Annotated in this window: 16 protein-coding genes, 1 rRNA gene and 1 pseudogene; 6 read left to right on the top strand and 12 right to left on the bottom strand. The window is 60.0% G+C overall.

The window, feature by feature from the left end:
* Positions 1 to 176 precede the first annotated feature (176 nt).
* Positions 177 to 292: ribosomal RNA gene (rrf, locus tag BMY98_RS01780) — 5S ribosomal RNA — on the top strand.
* Positions 293 to 450: 158 nt separating this feature from the next.
* On the opposite strand, the gene mksF is transcribed toward rrf, so the two are convergent.
* From mksF to mksB, 3 genes are read right to left on the bottom strand one after another with little or no spacing between them, the layout of a single operon-like run.
* Positions 451 to 3,285: an Mks condensin complex protein MksF gene (gene mksF, locus BMY98_RS01785; protein ID WP_074883897.1), complete on the bottom strand. Its 2,835-nt coding sequence runs from the start codon at positions 3,283 to 3,285 to the stop codon at positions 451 to 453.
* Positions 3,282 to 3,989 carry an Mks condensin complex protein MksE gene (mksE, locus tag BMY98_RS01790; RefSeq protein WP_074883900.1) on the bottom strand — a complete coding sequence of 236 codons (708 nt, stop codon included), beginning with the start codon at positions 3,987 to 3,989 and terminating at the stop codon, positions 3,282 to 3,284. The genes mksF and mksE overlap by 4 nt, the downstream gene beginning before the upstream one ends.
* Positions 3,979 to 5,256 carry an Mks condensin complex protein MksB gene (mksB, locus tag BMY98_RS01795; protein ID WP_074884727.1) on the bottom strand — a complete coding sequence of 426 codons (1,278 nt, stop codon included), beginning with the start codon at positions 5,254 to 5,256 and terminating at the stop codon, positions 3,979 to 3,981. The genes mksE and mksB overlap by 11 nt, the downstream gene beginning before the upstream one ends.
* Before the next feature lie 144 nt (positions 5,257 to 5,400).
* Here mksB and BMY98_RS01800 point away from each other — a divergent pair, with 144 nt between their 5' ends.
* Positions 5,401 to 6,207 (top strand): energy transducer TonB, encoded by an 807-nt coding sequence (locus BMY98_RS01800; protein ID WP_074883902.1) that lies wholly within the window; start codon positions 5,401 to 5,403, stop codon positions 6,205 to 6,207.
* Complete coding sequence (gene rimI, locus BMY98_RS01805) at positions 6,200 to 6,652, top strand: ribosomal protein S18-alanine N-acetyltransferase (RefSeq protein WP_074883905.1); 453 nt, start codon at positions 6,200 to 6,202, stop codon at positions 6,650 to 6,652. Before BMY98_RS01800 ends, rimI begins: the two co-directional genes overlap by 8 nt.
* 56 nt (positions 6,653 to 6,708) lie before the next feature.
* Here rimI and BMY98_RS01810 read toward each other — a convergent pair whose 3' ends face one another.
* The gene (locus tag BMY98_RS01810; RefSeq protein WP_074883907.1) at positions 6,709 to 7,122 is read right to left on the bottom strand and encodes a serine kinase/phosphatase; all 414 of its coding nucleotides are present in this window, start codon (positions 7,120 to 7,122) and stop codon (positions 6,709 to 6,711) included.
* A 160-nt stretch (positions 7,123 to 7,282) separates the two neighbouring features.
* Here BMY98_RS01810 and can point away from each other — a divergent pair, with 160 nt between their 5' ends.
* Positions 7,283 to 7,924 (top strand): carbonate dehydratase, encoded by a 642-nt coding sequence (can, locus tag BMY98_RS01815; protein WP_065991764.1) that lies wholly within the window; start codon positions 7,283 to 7,285, stop codon positions 7,922 to 7,924.
* 121 nt (positions 7,925 to 8,045) lie between these two features.
* On the opposite strand, the gene BMY98_RS01820 is transcribed toward can, so the two are convergent.
* From BMY98_RS01820 to BMY98_RS27990, 3 genes and pseudogenes are all read right to left on the bottom strand, one after another.
* Complete coding sequence (locus tag BMY98_RS01820; protein WP_074883910.1) at positions 8,046 to 9,212, bottom strand: hypothetical protein; 1,167 nt, start codon at positions 9,210 to 9,212, stop codon at positions 8,046 to 8,048.
* A gap of 121 nt (positions 9,213 to 9,333) precedes the next feature.
* Entirely contained in the window at positions 9,334 to 10,197 is an 864-nt protein-coding gene (locus tag BMY98_RS27985; protein ID WP_425438842.1) for a methyl-accepting chemotaxis protein, read from the bottom strand.
* Positions 10,192 to 11,022: pseudogene (locus BMY98_RS27990) on the bottom strand (MCP four helix bundle domain-containing protein); the annotation flags it as partial. The pseudogene BMY98_RS27990 and the gene BMY98_RS27985, both read right to left, overlap by 6 nt.
* Positions 11,023 to 11,238: 216 nt before the next feature.
* On the opposite strand from BMY98_RS27990, the gene BMY98_RS01830 reads away from it, so the two are divergent.
* The gene (locus tag BMY98_RS01830; RefSeq protein ID WP_074883913.1) at positions 11,239 to 11,511 is read left to right on the top strand and encodes a BrnT family toxin; all 273 of its coding nucleotides are present in this window, start codon (positions 11,239 to 11,241) and stop codon (positions 11,509 to 11,511) included.
* Entirely contained in the window at positions 11,471 to 11,752 is a 282-nt protein-coding gene (locus BMY98_RS01835; protein WP_074883915.1) for a BrnA antitoxin family protein, read from the top strand. Before BMY98_RS01830 ends, BMY98_RS01835 begins: the two co-directional genes overlap by 41 nt.
* A gap of 13 nt (positions 11,753 to 11,765) precedes the next feature.
* Here the strand turns inward: BMY98_RS01835 and BMY98_RS01840 are convergent, their stop codons facing one another.
* The 5 genes from BMY98_RS01840 to BMY98_RS27235 form a co-directional block, all read right to left on the bottom strand.
* Positions 11,766 to 12,416, bottom strand: a complete 651-nt coding sequence (locus tag BMY98_RS01840) for an HD domain-containing protein (protein ID WP_074883918.1) — start codon at positions 12,414 to 12,416, stop codon at positions 11,766 to 11,768.
* A gap of 128 nt (positions 12,417 to 12,544) precedes the next feature.
* The gene (locus BMY98_RS01845) at positions 12,545 to 13,432 is read right to left on the bottom strand and encodes a metal ABC transporter substrate-binding protein (RefSeq protein WP_074883919.1); all 888 of its coding nucleotides are present in this window, start codon (positions 13,430 to 13,432) and stop codon (positions 12,545 to 12,547) included.
* A gap of 27 nt (positions 13,433 to 13,459) precedes the next feature.
* Positions 13,460 to 14,329, bottom strand: coding sequence for a metal ABC transporter permease (locus BMY98_RS01850; RefSeq protein ID WP_074883920.1), 870 nt, complete (start codon positions 14,327 to 14,329; stop codon positions 13,460 to 13,462).
* The gene (aztA, locus tag BMY98_RS01855) at positions 14,326 to 15,078 is read right to left on the bottom strand and encodes a zinc ABC transporter ATP-binding protein AztA (RefSeq protein WP_074883921.1); all 753 of its coding nucleotides are present in this window, start codon (positions 15,076 to 15,078) and stop codon (positions 14,326 to 14,328) included. Before aztA ends, BMY98_RS01850 begins: the two co-directional genes overlap by 4 nt.
* Positions 15,075 to 15,212 carry a hypothetical protein gene (locus BMY98_RS27235; protein ID WP_158273366.1) on the bottom strand — a complete coding sequence of 46 codons (138 nt, stop codon included), beginning with the start codon at positions 15,210 to 15,212 and terminating at the stop codon, positions 15,075 to 15,077. Before BMY98_RS27235 ends, aztA begins: the two co-directional genes overlap by 4 nt.
* Between the last annotated feature and the right edge of the window lie 31 nt (positions 15,213 to 15,243).

Below are 15,243 nucleotides of genomic sequence, written 5' to 3' on the forward strand. Positions count from 1 at the left end.
CAATACTAATTGCCCGTGAGGCTTGACCATATAACACCCAAGCAATCTGCAGAAAGACAGCAGGTTGCGGTGTGTGAAGACGCATGAAGACGAAAGTTTGCGAACACACAAGCTGTACCTTGATCACATACCCGATTTGCTGAAGCGTTCGAGAGAACGACTCAGTACCCGAATTTCTTGACGACCATAGAGCGTTGGAACCACCTGATCCCATCCCGAACTCAGCAGTGAAACGATGCATCGCCGATGGTAGTGTGGGGTTTCCCCATGTGAGAGTAGGTCATCGTCAAGATTAAATTCCAAAACCCCATCTGCGAAAGCAGATGGGGTTTTGTTTTTGTGCTCGAAAAGTTCCTGGCCCCGCCAACCGCCAACCGCCAACCGCCGCCAATCAGCGCCCACAAAAAAGCCCCTCATCGCTGCGAGGCTTTTTGCTTTCGAGTGGTTTAATTACTCGCTAAGGGTTTCAACTGCTTGGGCTACGTTTACCGAAGCTGCCTCATCACGACGCTGAATGTACTTCCAGTCTGCCTCGTCGATATAGATCCCGGCAGGGCCGCTGCCGCCTTCCAGGTCAATGGCCACATGTGCCGACACTTGTGGCTTAACGCTCGCCAGAATCGGTACAAAGCCCAGCTGCAAACTTGTCTCCAGCAGCGCGGCCTGGTTTCTTTCATCAATGTCAGCGGCTTCGTCGAGGTAGTAGGGCAGACGAATCCGTCCGGCCTGCTCACGATCCATAAGGTGCAGCAAGAGGTACATGTTGGTCAGTGCCTTAATGGTCATGGTCGTCCCGTTGGACGCCGCCCCATCAATGTCGGTGTGGATAACCGGCTGGCTGTTGACTTTGGTGATCTCGAACGCGAGCTCGAACAAGTCTTTAAGACCGAGCTGGTTGTGGTTAGCCGCAACCAGGCGTGCCAGATACTCCTTGGCTTCTTCGTTCTTGTTGTCCTGCTCGGCGCTCTGGCTCAGATCAAACACCGACAGTGTCTCGCCCTCTTCGTACTGACCGGCGCTGTGGATGATCTGGTCGATGTGCTTGAGCGCTTCCTTGTTCGGCGCGAGGACAATGCGGAAGCTCTCCAGGTTGGACACCTGCCGGCGGTTAATCTCTCGGTTGAACAAAGCCAGTTGGTGTTCGAGGCTGTCGTAGTCGCTGCGGATGTTGCGTAGCGTCCGCGCGATGTCGGTCACAGCAGCCCGCCGCGCCTTGCCCAAAGTAAGCGCTTCATCAGTACGGTGCGCGTACGCGTTGATCAGCAACTGCAGACGCCGCTCCATGTCGTCTTCGCTGTCAAACTTCGCAACGCCTTTCAAACGTACTTGCGCGTACAGCGCTTCGATCTGACCATCGCAGCGCAAGAGTCCCTGCCAGCTGTCCTGATAATCATTGAGCAGCGGCAGCAGGTTCTCCAGTGAGTCGTCGACCGGCTCCATGAACGGTGTGCCAAATGGCAGATCGGCGGGGAGCAGCTGACGACGACGCAGTGCGTCATCCAATGTGCGTTGCTTGGATTCGAGATCACCGATCTGACGACCGATCAGCTGCAGCTTGGCTGAAAGCTGTTGAACGCGCTCGGTGAACGCATCACTGGCCCGTTTGAGTTCGTCTTGCGCCGCTTCCATCTGAGCCAACTGCTCAAGCTTCTCGCCCTCTTCGGCGCTCAATGTTTGAGCGCGGCGGAAGTCCTCGAGCGCCTTCTGCGCATCCAGCACCTGTTGGTACAACGCTTCCGTCTGGGTCTTGCTGGCCGCGCGGTCAGCTGCGACGGCTTGTTGCGTCTTCAGTTGCTTGAGCTCTTTCTCCAAGCGCTCCTTCTGATCACGCAGCGCGGCGCGATCGGCCAGCGCTTGCAGGGCAGGGGGCTCGATGTTCGACAGATTGACCGTCAGGCCGGGCACTTCGAAGCGCTCGCCTTTGAACCCGTCGAGAATCGCTTCGAGGGATTTGACCCACGCATCGCCATCATCCAGCGCGATGCCTTGCTCACCCAGTGGCAGGCTGAATAGCGCGCTGTTGAACAGGCGCATCAGACGCTCTACATCAGGCTGCGAGAACTCTTCGCGCAGGCGGGCATAGCTGTTGTTGTCCGCATGATCGAGCTGTTGTTTCACTGATTTCAGGCGTTTTTCCAGATCGCGCAGGCGCTCATCCAGATCCTCGGCGCTGAATTGGCGCGACTGCGCAAGCGCGCCGGCCAGCTCATCATGGGCATCCTTGGCAGCCAGTAGCTGCTGTTCCAGAACTCTTACGTCGTCGACCAGCGCAAAGCGGTTCTTCAGGACTGCCAGTTCGCCGATCCAGCGCTGGATGTTGCTGATCTCGCGCTCCAGGCGCATCAATTCTTGCGTGCCGCCACGCTGATCGTTCTGCAGCGAATCCTGTTCGTTACGGTAGTGCTCGCTCTGAATGACCAGCTCTTCTTTGCGCGCATTGGAATAGTCCTGCCATGTGCCCAGCAACGAGTCGAGCAACGGCGACAGGCGATGCAGCTTGCCGCGCAGGATGTCGCGCTGTCTGACGCCGTTGGCCAGTGCTTCGACCAGCGGGCCGGCGAGGACCAGTGCGTTGTAGTCCTGCTCCATGCGTCGTACATCGCGGAAGGCTTCTTCACATGCGGCGATGTAATCGACGCTGCCGGAACGCAGGCTGTGTTCGAATGCGTCGAGAAACAGCTGCTTCAATTTGGCAGCGGTGATCTCGCGCATGTGCAGCAGGTTGATGAACAGCGCGCGGAAGGTCTTCAGGCTCTGTTCACTGGTCGAGCGCAGGGGAATCAGCGTCAGGTCCAGCGGAATCGACGTGTGGCCACCGACGAGCAAGCGGCGCAGTTCATCGGGCTTCAGCTCATAGGCTTTCAGGCCCTGGCTTTCCAGATTGGCAAACAGCTCCTTCTGGCGCAGGCAGGTGTCGTTCTTCTGGTAGTGAGCCAGGTCCAGCTTGCCGGCATAGGCGAAGAACTGGTGACCGAAACCGCCGCCCGGGCCGCGACCGACCACGCCAATGACATGGGGGCCGTGGGGCAGGGAGACTTCGACGAGGATGTAGCTGGTGTCGGAAGCGAAATAGAAGCGGCGCGATTGATCAAGGCTGTATTTGCCGAAGCTCATGTCTGACATGCGCGCCAGAATCGGGAACTGCAGAGCGTTGATCGACGCACTCTTGCCCAGGTTATTCGCACCATAGACCGAGAGCGGATGCTCCAGTGGAAACAACCCGAGGCTGTAACCGGCCGTGTTCAGCAGCGCGAAGCGGCGTATGCCGTAGCGTTCCTGGCTCATGCGTCATGCTCCTGTTCTTCAGCGATCGCCCGGGCTAGCGCTTGCTCTTCGGTTTCTGCGGATTCATCGAATTTGGTGAGGTCCAGCGGATCGTCGGTTTCCAGCAGTCGCTCATCGCTGTCTTCGTCGATCAACACCGGGGCCGGTAACGGCAGGGCGCTATGCAGGCTGGCGGCCAGATCACGGTCTTGTTGCACGGACAGGCAGACGTCGAGGAAGCGATGCATGGGCGGCAGGAACCGATAGATGCCCACTTCTTCTGCAGCGAATCCCAGCTGGGTCATGCGCCGCATGATTTTTTCTTCCAGCTCTTCCTGGGTCTGTACTTCAGCTTGCAGGAACAGATCGCGGTACTTTTCCAGCAGCGAGGGCAATTCGTCACGGCCCAGGCTACCGCCATCCAGCACGGCAACCGGGTCGCGGCCCTGGTCGGCCAGGTGCTCGACGAGGATGAATGTGAAAAGCGCCAGACGTTGGGCCGTCTTGTTGACCTGCGCGGCCGCCAGATCAGGCACGAAATAGTAGAACCCACGTGTGTCGCAGACCAGTTCGAAGCCCAGCGCCTTGAACAGGCCGCGGTACTGGTCCTGAAGATTCGACAGTTGTGCGTACAGCTCGGGGTCGCGGCGGCTGACGTGGTAGCCCTTGAATAGCTCGCGGAAGATCGGCGCCAGCTGGGTCATTTCGGATAGATCAAGATGCATGGGCGGTGCCCTCGGAATTCTCTGTGGTGGCGTCTTTGCTCGAGAGCAGTGCGAAGGAGCGCAGGCTGACGCGGTGCTCCTGTGTCAGGTATTCGCGGCGCTCAAGGCGCTCGCGCGTGAAGCGTTTGTCCCGCGACAGGCGCGAAAACCAGTACAGCAATTCGTCGGTCGCGCCGGTGGGCTCCTGCTCCAGCAGCCAGACCATCAGATCCGGCATCGGCAGGGCGTCTTCGCAGCGCTCGACCATCTCTTTGACCGTACGCGGCGCGCGAGGCGGCTCGCCCTTGCGGGTGATGTTGGCCTTGGGGAAGTGCGCGGGCTTAGGCTCGAAGCGCGCCAGCGCATATACGTACGCTTCAACCTGATTGGCACTGCCGAGGAACGTACTTTGCGGACGGGTGAACATCGGCATAGCCGCTTGCGGCACCGCGTCGATCCCCCGCCGACGAATCGCCGACAGCGCCAGCGCTGCGCCCCGGGTCACGGCATTGTGGCGACGCGCTTCTTCACGCAGCGGCAGCAGCAATTCACGCGCATGACGCAGGGTCAGTTGCGCGCTGGTCTGCATTTCCAGAATCCGCGCGTGGGTACGCAGCAGCATGTCGTCGTCGACCAGATGACCGAGACGCTGCTGGTCGGTGAGCATGCGAAGCAGCACGTTCTCTACCTTGCGTACGCCCTGTTCGAAGGCGCCATCAGCGTTCACCAGCTGGATCATCGGCTCGACGTATTCATCCCAAGTCGCCAGTACTTCCGCGTAACGCTGACGCAGCGGAATCTGTCGATCACTGGTCTTGGCGCGTTCTGCCACGGCCACCAGCGCCTGCTCATCGTTGGCGAGCTTCTTTAGTACATCGCGCACGCGCATGTCGAGCAGGCGCAGTTGCCGCGCCAGGTCATTGGCGTCGCGGGCGTCGAAAGCTTCCTGTATGTAGCCAGCCAGCCGTTCGAGGTGGCGCAGGTACGCTTCGATTTCCAGGCACAAGCCCAGCCGATGCTCGCGGCGCAGGTACGAGAGGAAATCGTGGATCTGCGCATTCAGCTCGAAACGGTTCGGGCTTTTCGCCACCGGGACCAGAATGTCGAGCCGAATCCAGACGTCCAGCAGAGTGGTGATGTCCTGGGGCGTGCTCTCCAATTGCTGGGCCGCCAGCTGCAAGCGCAGTTCGCTCAGGCTCAGAGTGCCTTGGTCGAAGTGCTCGCAGAGTGGCTCGAGAAGCGCCCAGTGTTCGGCAAGGGCGCGCAGGACGCGCTTAGGTTCGATCATCGGATGGTCGCTGACTGGCAAATAAAAGCGGCGATTGTACTGCATCGCCGGGCTCGTTTTTCACCCTCAGTCGATCAACAGCGGCGGGAAGCAGTGAAGGCCTGTAGAATCTCCCGCCTGACTTTATCCACAGGTAGCTGACCTTTGCTCAACGAGCCTCGCCGTCGCGCTTATCTGACCGCCATGCAGGTGGTCAGCTGGCTGCCGCGCACTGAATTGCCTTTCGCCGCGCCGTCGCGCCCCGAGCTGCTTGCGCCCGTGCCGCAGGTAGTGGATGCGCCCGCGCCGGTTATTCAGGCGGATGCGCCACGCGCGCCGGAACGCGACTCGCCACCCGCTGCCCCCACGCTTGTTGCGCGTACAGTCGAGCGGCCGAAGATCGATATACCCCGACCATCCAGTGCGCCCAAGCCAAAAGTCGTGCAGGAAGAAGAACCTGCGCCGGCCGTGGTGAAAGCGCCGGTTGTCCCGCCTCCACGTTTTGCCCTTCAGCTGTTGCGCGCCGGGAGCTGCCTGCTGCTTGTAGAGCTGGTGACCGGCGAGCCGTTTCAGAGCCGCGACCCTTCCTATCTGTTGCTCAAAGACATGCTGCGCGCCGCCGGTTTGCCGGACAGCCCTCAGATCATCGGTGAGCCTGTGCGCTGGCCGCTATTGGTGCGCGGGCAAATGGATCAAGGGCCGGAAGCCGCGCGGGATTTCGTCCAGGGCTTTCTTTATGCACGCGTCGAAGAACAACCCTGCGCCTGCCTGTGGCTGATCGGACTTCCGGCGCTGCGGTTTGCGGCTGAAACGGATGCTGAATCTTTCAATCTCGAACTCCAGGTCGACGGCCTGGGCTTGGCCTGGGCGCTGCCGGGTCTGGAATTGTTGATGGACGAGCCGCAGCGCAAGGCCGAAGTGTGGCGCTCCATGCGTCAGTTGATGGGCCGTTGGAAGACCGTAGATGAATGACGCAGTAACGTTTCGCCGCATGACTGAAGCTGACCTTGATGCCGTCCTGAAGATCGAATATGCCGCGTTCAGCCATCCCTGGACGCGGGGCATTTACCTCGATGCGCTGAAGTCATACGAAGTCTGGCTGATGTTCGAAGGCAGTCAGCAAGTAGGGCACGGTGTGATCAACGTGATCATTGATGAGGCGCACTTGCTCAACATTACGGTCAAGCCAGAGAGCCAGGGACGTGGGTTGGGGCTGGTGCTGCTTGAGCACCTGATGAAGCGCGCCTACGAAATAAATGGCCGGGAATGTTTTCTTGAGCTGCGAGACAGCAACCGGTCGGCGTATCGCTTATATGAGCGCTATGGCTTCAACGAAATAGGCCGACGTCGGGATTACTACCCAGCAGTGGGCGGGCGTGAGGACGCGGTCGTCATGGCCTGTACGCTGTTCGAATAAATCAGAGGCCGTCGTGGGGCGAACCAGGTTCGCTCCCACAACACTCAAGCCGCTGATCAGACGCCAGGCTTGCCATCCAGCGGATCGAGAATAGCCATTTCTTCTTCATCCAGGCCATCGCCACCGCCGATGTCATCTTCATCGACAATGCTCAGGTCCAGATCAGCCGGGCCATCTTCGCCGGCTTCACGGGGCGAGCGCGCGCCGTCTTCACGGATCAATGTTTCCGGGCTCATGTCGTCGTCGGTCGGGTTGTGATCTTCGGTAGAGGCACCGGTCAAACCGGCTTCACGTGCACGTTCATCAGGAATCAACGTGTCCAGCTCATCTTCAGGGATGACATCGCCAATGCGCCCGCTCGGCTCATTGTTGTCGTTGAAGTTGAGCTCTTCCATTGATCCCATGCGGTCTTCGTTGTCATCGATGGGCTCAGGTTGAGTGGCATCGAATGGACGGCGTGAATCGTTCATGGCAAATCCTCAGTAATGTCGGTCCTAATGGGTGGACCGGACGACATGGCGAAGATTCCATCCACTTCCTGATCGGTGCCGCCGATGGGGCGATCACCGCGCGTGACCTGAAGCGCCGAGACCCAGTCATAGCTGAGCATCATTTCCGAGGCATCAACGCATGAACGAACTACAAGACTTGATCGACAACAACGAACGTTGGGCTGCCGCCATCAAGGAAGAAGACCCCGAGTTCTTTGCCAAGCTGGCGCGCCAGCAGACGCCGGAATTCCTATGGATCGGTTGTTCGGACGCCCGTGTACCCGCCAATGAAATCGTCGGCATGCTGCCGGGCGATCTGTTCGTGCACCGCAACGTGGCTAACGTAGTGCTGCACACCGACCTTAATTGCCTGTCGGTGATTCAGTACGCCGTCGATGTGCTGAAGGTGAAACACATTCTCGTTACCGGTCACTACGGATGTGGCGGCGTGCGCGCTTCGATGCAGGATCGCCAGTTCGGCCTGATCGACGGCTGGTTGCGCACCATTCGCGACCTGTACTACGAAAACCGCGAGCTGCTGGCGAAACTGCCGACTGAAGAAGAACAGGTCGACCGGTTGTGCGAGCTGAACGTGATTCAGCAGGTCGCCAACGTTGGCCATACCAGCATTGTGCAAAACGCCTGGCATCGCGGGCAGAAGTTGTCCGTCCACGGCTGCATCTATGGCATCAAGGACGGGCGCTGGAAAAGTCTGAACGCGACCATCAGCGGCCCGGAGCAATTGCCGCCGCAGTATCGGTTGCGTCCGCAGGGGGAGTGATCGAGTAGGGCAAGCGTCCATCAAGGTGTAGGAGTGAGCTTGCTCGCGATAGCGTCAGTCCAGTCACATCTGTGTGCGCTGAGGACATCGCGAGCAAGCTCACTCCTACAGGATCGATGCGTTAAAGCTGAGCGCTCTTCATCTGGGGCAGCGGCTTCTGCAGTTGCTTGATCTGCCGCGACACCTCGCCCGTCCGGCATTTCGCGGCCGCCTGATCCGGCGTCAACTTGCGGACCGTGGTGAAGAACGACTTGCAGGTCTGAACCTTGTTGGTCACTTGCCAGTTGGTCGTGCACTGGTTCAATAGCGCCGCCGGATCGGTTGCCGGTTTCTGGCCCATGCCGGCCTGCCAGCACGCCGCGCTCAGGTCCTGGCCCATGACCTTCAAACCGGCTTCATCCGCCTTGGCTTCGTCCCCGCCGTAATTGCTTTTGTCCGCTGCATTCCAGATATAGCTCGGGTGATTCGAACCCAGCACGGCGACGCTTTGCCCACTGGCCGGGCTGATGCTCGCCAGGCCCAACACCGGCACCGTCACGTTGTATTGCTGCTTGAGCCAGGCGCGCACCGGGGCACCGAACGCGACCATCGGCAGCGATGTGCCCGCAGTGCTTTGAGTGAGCTGCTTCACCATGCTGGTCTGGTAATCGGTAAAATAGCTGTAAACGTTTTCGAGGTCCTTGCCGGCGTTGGAGGGCGCAGCAATCGGCGCGATGTCGATGATGGTCTGATAGGCCGGCGTCTGCTCCTTGGCGATGCCGTTCTCCGTGAGCAGCTCAGACCAGCGGTCGGTAGTGGCCGAGAACAGATAGTCCTGAGCCTGAGTCAGCGAGTAGTCCGGAGGGAAATGCAGCAGCTCGACGCTCTTGCGGTTTTCCAGCGCCATGCCCAGCGGCAAAAACAGATACCAGTTGTAGGCGAATTTGCCATCGGCGTTGAGTTTGCTTGCGCCGGCGTAGGCCAGGTCGCCGGCGTCGAGCAGCGCTGAAAGTGGTTTGTCGTAGCCGTCCGGTACGCCGGTGATGTCGGCGTAGATCACATCGTTGTCATTGTGCACCGCGACCTGGGCCGCGCCGTAGCCATCACGCTGCACGCTTTGCGTGAGGTAGTGCTCGATGGTCTGTTCCAGCGTCCAGTTTCGGAAGCAGATGACATTGCAATTATTCGGGTAGGCAAACAGGTGCGTGACGCGCTCCTTGCTCCCCAGGTTCACGTTGACGTCAGCCTGAGCGTTGAGGCTCAGCGTCAGTACAGTAAGGGCGATACTCAGTGCAGCTGTTTTCTTCATGCTCATGTCCTTGTTGGCGTAAACACCCCTCTGCGTGGGTGGTGTTTCGATAATGAAACACTTGGACAAGGCTGGGAATGGGCTGGGAAGGCCGCGGTGACATTTTTCAATGGCGCCCGCCTCACAACACGAACCGCTGAACCACCGTGTTCAGGTCGGTTGCCAGCATCGACAGCGCATTGCTCGCCACCGTGGTTTGCTGCGCCCCCGACGCCGATTGCGTTGACAGGTCGCGAATGCTGCTCAGGTTGCGATCAACTTCGTTAGCCACTTGCGCCTGTTGTTCGGCGGCGCTGGCGATCAGCATGTTCCGGTCGCTGATGGTCGAGGTTGCGCTGATGATGACGGTCAGTGCGTGACCAGTGGCAGCGGCCTGCTCCAGAGTCAGATTGGCCTGAGCAGCGGTGACGCGTAACGTTTGCGCGGTTTCCTGAGTGCTTTTCTGTACATCGTTGATCAGCGTTTCGATCTCGGTGGTCGACGCGCTGGTGCGTTGAGCGAGTGAGCGCACTTCGTCGGCGACCACAGCGAATCCGCGACCTGCTTCGCCCGCCCGTGCAGCTTCGATGGCGGCATTCAGTGCAAGCAGGTTGGTCTGGTTGGCAATCGCGCGAATGACTTCGAGGATCTTGCTGATGCTCAGCGTGCGCTCGGCGAGACCATCGGCCTGGTGAGAGGAATCAAGAACGTTGTCGGTCAATTCCTTGATCGAATCGATGGTGCCGGTCAGGCGCAGGCGCCCCTCGGCGGCCGCTTCGTTGGACGCCTTCGATTCGATCGATGTGCTGCTGGCGTTGTCGGCGACTTCCCCTGCAGCCTGACTCATCTGGTTCACGGCAACCGCCGCCTGCTCGATCTCATCGTTCTGCAATTGCAGATTCCTCGCGCTGGCTTCTGCGATCGCCCCCATCTCCTGAACTGACTGGCTTAGCTGGCCCGCGGCGGCGTAAATCTGATCGATCGTGCCATGCAGATTGGCGCGCATCAGGCTCAGGGTCTTCAGCAGTTGAGCCGTTTCGTCCTTACCTTCCGGAATCGGCTGCGGGCTTAGATCTCCCTGGGCAATGGTGCTGGCGATGTGCAGCGACTGACGCAGGGGGCGGATGATGCTCAGGCTCAGTCGCCACGCGAGCAACAAAGTGAGCACCAGCGCCACCGCGATGGCGCTGACGGCGATGATGCGGGTCTGCTGGAAGCGCGCGCCGGCGGCATCGACGGCGCCCGCCGCACTTTGCTTGTTCAGCTCGCGCAGTAACTGCACCTGCATGTCCATCAGGTCACCCTGCAGGCTCAGCGTGGTGTTGAGCAGCATGCGCGCGTCGTCCAGTTTGCGTTGTTCAATCAGCGCGATTTCGTCGTGTAGCCCCGGCATGAAGGCGCCATAGGCGTCTTGAAGCGCCTTGATGGAGTCCCGCTCGGTGCTGTCAGTGGCGTGGGCGAGATAATCGACGAAGCCTTTTTCGACTTCGTTCTTCAACTGCTCGACATTGATCTTGCTGGTAACCACCGCGCCGGGGTCGTCGGCATTGGCAATCAGCCTGGCGCTCTCGCCGCGCAATTTGATCAGGTCGATGGCGATTGCGTCGGCCATGGCAATGCTGGGCAACGACCCACTCTCAACCGCTTTTCCCTGATCGCGGATGCTCTGCATCTGCAACAGGCAAAACACACCGAGCGCGACCAGCAGCAGCGCAGTCACGCCGAAGCACAGCACCAACCGCTGGGTAATCCTGAAGCGACGCAGGAAAGCAGGCCTGGAAGAAGGACGGACTACACGACGCAATAACCTTTTCACTGCCACCCATCCCATCGACGAAAACACCGGAGAAATGGTTATAGAGGTGTTCCGTGATGTCTTTGTGACATTGCCGGGAATGTTTCGGAATTGTTGCGGTAGGGTCAGCTGATGAAAGCGAGCATGACGTCGGCGGGGATACGAGTAGGCACTGGCAGCGCGGATTGTGGGATACGTCCTTACGTGTCTCGGAGACCTTGTTGCGTTATTTTCTGTACATACAATAATTCAATGCAGATAATCTTCGACATCGCGAAACGCGACATCACCCTTTTAGAGCGTGGCCTCGACTTTGGGGATGCCGGGTTGGTATTCGCCGGCAGGCATTTGACCAGCGAAGATTGCCGGCAGGACTACGGGGAAACCCGATACATCACGATCGGTGTGTTGTCAGAACGTATGGTGGTGTTGGTCTGGACGCCGCGCGGCGCGGCTCGCCGTATCATTTCCATGAGAAAAGCCAATGAGCGTGAACAAAACCTCTACCGGCATCGACTGGGTTGATCCCGACGATGCCCCCGAATTGTCAGATGCATACTTCGATCATGCTGATGAGTACATGGGAGAACAGCTGGTCAAGCGTGGCCGACCTCGTGCGGCGGTTTTGCGAGAGCGGATTACCATTCGCCTGGAACATGACGTGGTGGAGCAATTCCGTGCGTCAGGGCCGGGCTGGCAAACGCGTATGAATGCCGCGCTGGTCGACTGGCTAAAAACCCATAAGCCATCTGAAATATCGCTATGACCTTCCAGGCACCCTAAGCCCCAATCTCCTCCATAAACTCCATCAAGAACCGCTCCGCCCGTGCATGCCTGACCTGCGCCATATGGCGGCCCGCGGCCGTTTTAAACCCCTGCGCCAGGGTGAAGATTTTGGTTGTGAAGTGATCGACGGCGAAGCGTTTGTCGTCCAGGTCGCGCTGTTGCGCCTGCGGGTCGACCGGATCGTAGAGGTGGCTGCCCATCCGCCCGGACACGTAGAACAGCCGCGCCACGCCAACCATGCCAAGGGCGTCGAGACGGTCGGCGTCCTGCAGGATTTTTGCTTCCAGCGTGGTGGGTGTGATGTTGGCCGAGTAGCTGTGGGACTCGATGGCGTGTGCGACGGCCTGGGTGCGCTCCTCGTCCCAGCCCATTTCGGCCAGTAGCTCGGTCGCTTTTGCCGCGGCCAGACGCGAGGCGCTTGCGCGAAAGGGCGAGTTCTTTTCCACCGAAACGCAGTCGTGGAGCAGGGTGGCGGCCAGCAGGATTTGATGATCACCGCCCTCCGTGTCACGAATGGCGCAGACGTTGCTCCAGACTCGGTGCAGGTGGGAAACGTCGTGGGAGCCGTCAAGCCTTTCCGCCACGGTGTGGGGAATCAGCAGGTCGGCGAGGGACTGAAAAGGGGCGAATGAGAGAGCGGTCATTGATCATCCTGTCGATGTCGGCGGACGGTGCGCCAGCATACAGATTGACCCGCACCAGCGCGGCCGGTTCGCTGATCTCTGCCACGCACATCGCGCAGCAGAGATCAGTCAGCCGTTGCGGCGTTGCATCACTGGCTTTTCATGGCCGCTGTCAGCTTGTCCACGTTGTAGCGAAACATCGTCACGTACGTCGCCGCCGGGCCGTCTGCGGGCGACAGCGATTCCACATACAGCTCGCCGCCCGGGTGCGCGCCGCTGGCTTTGGCGATCTGCTGCACCAGGCGCGGGTCGCCGGAGTTCTCGAAGAAGTAGGCGCTGACGTGCTCCTTTTTGATCTGATTGATCAGCTTGCCGACGTCAGCAGCAGAGGCTTCGGTTTCAGTGGAAAAGCCCAGTGGCGAGAGAAAGGTCACGCCATAGGCGTCGCCGAAATAGCCAAAGGCGTCGTGGGACGTCAGCACCTTGCGTTGTGCGACCGGGATGGTGCCGATCTGCGTGCGGGCGTAGGCGTCCATGTCCTGCAGTTGGGCGATGTATTTCTCACCGTTGGCTTTGTAATCGGCGGCATTGTCCGGGTCGGCTTTCTGCAGGGCCTTGATAATGTTTCTGACGTAAACGACGCCGTTTACCGCACTGTTCCAGGCATGGGGGTCGGTGATCTTCTTGCCGTCTTCTTCCATGCTGCGGGTCATGATCCCGTCAGAGAGCACGACAGGCTGGCCTTTGTAGCCGGAGGCGGTAATCAGCCGATCCAGCCAGCCCTCCAGATGCAAGCCGCTGACAAATACTACGTCGGCTTTTTTCAGTGCCTGGGCATCATTTGGCGTGGGCTCGTAGACATGAGGATCGCCATTGGGCCCGATGAGCGAGGTCACGTGCACGTGATCGCCACCGACGTTGTGCACCATGTCGGCGATGACGGTGAACGAGGCGACGGTCTCCAGGGTTTTTGCCTGGGCGAAGTTGGCCAGGCCCGACAACGCCAATGCGGCGGTCAGAAGTGTGAAACGTTTCATGGTGGTTTCCTTGCGGTAAGAGGACGATCAGCCGGACAGATGAACCCTCGGGAACAGCCGGCGTACAAAGCCGCTGCGTCCAAAGAACAGTGAGAACCCGTAAAAGACGCTGGCGGTAAGCACGATGGCCGGGCCCGAAGCGACGCTGGCGTGGTAGGAGACGATCAGGCCGATGAAGCCCGAGAGCGTCGCCACGACGGTCGAAATCACGATCATGCCGGTGAGCGAGCGAGCCCAGAACCGCGCGACGGTGGCGGGCAGCATCATCATGCCGACGGCCATCAGCGTGCCCAATGCCTGAAACCCCGCCACCAGATTGAGCACCACCAGCAGCAGAAACAGCACGTGATACAGCGAACCCCGGCCCCCCACAGCGCGCAGAAAACCCGGGTCGAAGCATTCGAGGATCAACGGGCGGTAGATCAGCGCGAGCAGAATCAGGGTGAATGAGGCGATGCCGCCGACCATGAAAATCGCCTGATCGTCGATCGCCAGAATGGTGCCGAACAGCACGTGAAGCAGGTCCACGTTGGAGCCGTGCAGTGAGACGATCAGCACGCCGGCGGCCAGCGATGTCAGGTAAAAGCTGGCGAAGCTGGCGTCCTCGCGAAGCGTGGTGTAACGGCTTACCAATCCTGAGAGCAACGCCACGGCGAGACCTGCGATCAGGCCGCCGAAGCCCATCGCCGGGAGTGACAATCCGGCGAACAGAAACCCCACCGCAGCACCCGGCAACACCGCGTGACTCATGGCGTCCCCCACCAGGCTCATGCGCCGCAGCATCAGCAGCACACCGACCGGACCGGAGCCGATGCCCAGCGCCAGACACGCCACCAGGGCGCGGCGCATGAAACCGAAATCGACGAAGGGCTGGATCAACAGGCTATAGAGCGTCACAGCGTTTGCTCCCCATCGGCGTCGCACGGCTGTGCGTCAGGGTTCCAGTGTTCGGCCATGTTCTTGGCGCGGCGCAGGTTGTCGTCGTTGAGGATGTCGGCGGTGTCGCCCCAGGCAATGATTTCCCGGGCCAGCAGCAGCGTGCTCGGGAAATGCTGACGCACCTGCTCGATGTCATGCAGGACGGCGATGACGGTGCGCCCTTGGCCGTGCCAAGTGCGGATCAATTCCAGCAAGTCCCGCGTGGTGCGTGCATCGATGGCGGTGAAGGGCTCGTCGAGCAGAATCACCGAAGCGTCCTGCAATAGAAGCCGGGCGAACAGCACGCGTTGAAACTGACCCGACGACAGCGAGCTGATGCTGCGTTGCTCGAACCCCGCCAAACCTACTGCCCCCAAAGCCTCCTGTGCCTGTTGAGCGTGCTTGCGCGTGGCGCCGCGGAACGCGCCGATACTGCGCCATGCGCCCATCATCACTGTGTCGGCCACGCTGAGCGGAAAGCTGCGGTCGATCTCGGCAGCTTGTGGCAGATAACCGATGTGCCGCGTTGCCAGCTGGTTGCGCTCGACGCGCCCCGCGGCGGGTTTGAGCGTCCCGGCGATGGCTTTGATCAGCGTGGATTTACCGGCGCCGTTCGGCCCGACGATCGCCGTCAGGCTGCCCGCCGCGAATCGGCCGTTCGCGTGGTGCACCGCTGGCCGGCGCTCATAGGTTAGCGTCAGGTCGTGGAGGTCAATGGCGGCACTCATGGAATCGCCACCGCCCAGGCAACGCCGATCCACAGCAGCACCAGCACGGCGAGGGAAATCATCACGCGTTTGCCAGCCGATTGAGCCAGAGCGGACGTTGCAAGGGAGGGGGAAAGCCGAGAGTCGCGTTTCACGTAAAGGACTGCCTGAAATACTTTGTTATAG

The organism is Pseudomonas graminis (assembly GCF_900111735.1).
Taxonomy (GTDB): Bacteria; Pseudomonadota; Gammaproteobacteria; order Pseudomonadales; family Pseudomonadaceae; genus Aquipseudomonas; species Aquipseudomonas graminis.